Source organism: Rhizobium sp. IBUN (assembly GCF_000510625.1).
Classification (GTDB): domain Bacteria; phylum Pseudomonadota; class Alphaproteobacteria; order Rhizobiales; family Rhizobiaceae; genus Rhizobium; species Rhizobium altiplani.
Map to the genome: position 1 here is coordinate 1 of NZ_AZNV01000092.1, position 3,158 is coordinate 3,158.

A 3,158-nucleotide genomic window follows, 5' to 3' on the forward strand; every position below is an offset into this window, starting at 1 on the left:
GCAGGACCCCAGCCTCAAGGGGGCGAGATCATCCCGGAATCCGGGGGCGCAATCATCTCGGAACAAAGGGGCGGCTTCATCGGAATCGGCATATGTGGCACTCCGGGAGCGTCTCTAAGCTTGGCGCATTTGGTACCATCATGGGAAGCTCAAGTCCAAACCGAGCATCCTGCTAAAGGTAAGGGCGACTAGCCCCACGCCTACTAGTGCTAACATGAAGACTGCAGCCATCTTGCCGCCGGTGCGTAGCATAGCTTTCGTTTCCCCCTTCTCCCCCTGATCGTAGTGCCACTTGATGGCGAAGAACATGGCTATGCCTAACGCCAGTAGCTTAAAAGTAACGAAGACTATAGGTACCCAATCCATATTGAAGGCTCTCTTGTGCATCGTGACGACCAATTGTGTAGCCGTATGCGCAAGCACCCCGGCTTCCGGCTTGACACGTCAACGCGTTTTCAATTCGGTCTGCGATTGCTGGTGTCGATATCAACCGCGCTCGGTGTGCGATTGCGTGGCTCCCGTCGAACCTAGTCGGGGTCGATCATTCCCTCTTTTGCGTTGAAGCAGAACCGGCTGCAGATAAGCCGGCCTTTCAACGCCCGAAGGGGCAGAAGACAAGCGAGAAGCACGGGCGGGAAAGCGGCGAAGAGGTGGACCCAGATAGAAGGCGAATAAGCAACCTGGATCCGCCACGCCAGCGCAACACCTGTTACCCATATGAAGCAAATTACAAAGAACGCCAGTCTATCCGCCGGCGCGGCCAAAGAACGATCGGGGCCACAAACTTCGCACTTAGGCTTCACAGTTAGAAAGCCAACATAACGCTGGCTTTGCCCGCACTGGGGACACAGCCCTCGCAATTCAGTTTTGATTGACGACAGCGGAGGCCATTGGTTGGTCATTTTCGTGCGTTCCAAGAATTGATTGGATGTGTCTATGCCCGCAGGAGCCGACGTCAGTCGTGCTCGATTTGCGGCTCGGGTGCAGTAGGCCTCACGTAGTCGCGGTCGATTTTTCCTTCCTCTGCCTTGAAGAAGAACTGACTGTTGATCAACCAGCCCTTCAATGGCCGAAGAGGCAAAAGACATGCCAGCAGTACCAGCGGGAGGGAGGTGAATAGGTGCACCCATATTGAGGGGGAATAGGCAACCTCAATCCAACATGCCACCGCGACGGCCGGCACGCATGTGAAGCAGATCACGAAAAACGCCGGCCCGTCTGCGGGATCGGCGAAGGAGTAGTCGAGGCCGCAAACTTCGCATTTGGGCTTCACAGTCAAAAAGCCGTCAAAAAGATGCCCTTGCCCGCACTGGGGACACAATCCGCGCAGTCCCGTTTGAATGGGTGGCAGTGGAGGCCATTCCATCGTCATCGCGTTACACTTCCAGAATTGATTGAGTTAATGTATGCATACAATAATCCAATCAACTCCTACAGTTTACAATTTGTCGCAGCTGTCGGCGCGTACCTGAAAGTGATTGACCGGTTCAGTTTTCAAACTGAACACCGCCGCAAACTCGACGCATCTGGGAGCTGCCACTCGACCACCACTCCGACAAAACATCACTTCTGTTATTATGGCTCCGAATTTCTGGGAGCCGTTCATCCAGGCCCAAGCTCCTTGACAATCAGGAGAAATATATGGAGCTTATATGGATAATATATTGTTCCATTGAACGGAAAATCGATGACTGCGGCATCTTGGACACCTCACCTTGGCACCCGCGAGGGACCCATTTATCTATCGATTGCGGATGCCTTGGCCGAGGATATCGCAAGTGGTCGATTGGCCGAAGGGGTGCAACTTCCAACGCAGCGCAAACTCGCTGACGACCTCGGCATCGACTTCACCACAGTCAGCCGAGCCTACTCGGAGGCCCGCAGCCGTGGCCTGATTGAAGGCAAGGTGGGTCAAGGGACATACGTGCGATCAAAGCGTGGCGCGCGACCATCACAGCAGCCCTCTGGCGTTGTCGACATGAGCATGAACCTGCCGCCGCGGTTTCTCGATCCCGTCTTGGAACAGAGAATGTGGGATGGGGCGAAAGAGCTTCAGGAGCAGGGCTTGGACCTCCTGCTGAGGTATCAGGAGCCCGGCGGCATCATGGAGGATCGTATCGTCGGCGCGTCTTGGCTTTCAAGGCGGCTTCCGGGGATATCGCCTGATCGTGTGGTAGTCACCTCAGGCGCACAGGGAGCGCTACACGCCATTCTCAGCGTCTTGACAGAGCCTGGTGATATCGTCTGCGCGGAAGAACTCACGTACCCTGGATTCCGCTCGATCGCATCCCATCTCAGGCTCAAATTGGCTCCGGTTGCAATGGACGATCAAGGGCTTGTTCCGGACGCCTTTGCGCAGGTATGCAGGGATGCGAAGCCGAAAGCGCTCTATTGTATGCCAACGCTTCACAATCCGACTACACGGACACTACCCGTTCATCGAAGGCACGATCTCGTAAATGTTGCGCGGACATATGGCGTGCCGATTATCGAGGACGACGCGTATAGCGCCCTTGTCCCGGCCCCGCCACCGCCACTCGCAGCACTGCTGCCCGAGGCGGTCTATCATGTGGCGAGCTTATCCAAATGCCTGTCTCCCGCCCTTCGAGTCGCATATGTCGCTGTGCCGAAAGGTCGTACGCACAGGGTGGCCAACGCGATCCGGGCGTCAGCGTCAATTGTTTCTCCGCTCACGAGTGCTCTCGCGTCTCAATGGATAGAGTCGGGAGTAGCGGATGTTGTCAGAGGCGAAATAGTCAAGGAAACAGTGAAGCGCCTGGATGCCGTCAAGGCGCTCCTTCCGTTCGATGTCGAATCCTCTCCGGGCGGCTTTCACGTGTGGCTGAAGGTTCCTGAACCTTGGACGCGAGGCGAACTGGTTTCCAGATTGCGTTCGATAGGGATCGGTATCGTCACCAGCGACGCCTTTGCAATTGCGTCCGCGCCCGAAGCCATACGACTTGCGCTTGGCGCTCCGGTGAACCTGGAGGAACTTACACGTGCCCTCCGGATTTTGGCAGACCTTCTAGCCCAGCAGCCCGCGTTCTCGACGATGGTGGTCTGACTGCGGATTTCTCTTAATTGGGACAGCGTTTTCAGAAAGTCGCGGACAAGCGTTTCGCTAAGTCGCGGACAACGGATCTGATCGAGTTCCGGTT

Annotated in this window: 3 protein-coding genes; 1 reads left to right on the top strand and 2 read right to left on the bottom strand. The window is 56.0% G+C overall.

Annotated features, from left to right (window positions below; translation table 11 throughout):
* Nucleotides 1–527: 527 nt before the first annotated feature.
* Together RHIBUN_RS36230 and RHIBUN_RS0132890 are read right to left on the bottom strand one after the other, a co-directional pair.
* Nucleotides 528–902, bottom strand: coding sequence for a DUF983 domain-containing protein (locus RHIBUN_RS36230; protein ID WP_084659959.1), 375 nt, complete (start codon nucleotides 900–902; stop codon nucleotides 528–530).
* Nucleotides 903–955: 53 nt separating this feature from the next.
* A complete protein-coding gene (locus RHIBUN_RS0132890) occupies nucleotides 956–1,372 on the bottom strand; it encodes a DUF983 domain-containing protein (RefSeq protein ID WP_018857939.1) in 417 nt (138 codons plus the stop codon).
* Nucleotides 1,373–1,687: 315 nt separating this feature from the next.
* On the opposite strand from RHIBUN_RS0132890, the gene RHIBUN_RS0132895 reads away from it, so the two are divergent.
* Nucleotides 1,688–3,064, top strand: a complete 1,377-nt coding sequence (locus tag RHIBUN_RS0132895; protein WP_025662879.1) for a PLP-dependent aminotransferase family protein — start codon at nucleotides 1,688–1,690, stop codon at nucleotides 3,062–3,064.
* The last annotated feature ends 94 nt before the right edge of the window (nucleotides 3,065–3,158 follow it).

Bases quoted from the DNA above. Each gene is read 5' to 3' on its own strand.
- RHIBUN_RS36230 (WP_084659959.1), bottom strand. From the start codon at position 902: ATGACCAACCAATGGCCTCCGCTGTCGTCAATCAAAACTGAATTGCGA.
- RHIBUN_RS0132890 (WP_018857939.1), bottom strand. From the start codon at position 1,372: ATGACGATGGAATGGCCTCCACTGCCACCCATTCAAACGGGACTGCGC.
- RHIBUN_RS0132895 (WP_025662879.1), top strand. From the start codon at position 1,688: ATGACTGCGGCATCTTGGACACCTCACCTTGGCACCCGCGAGGGACCC.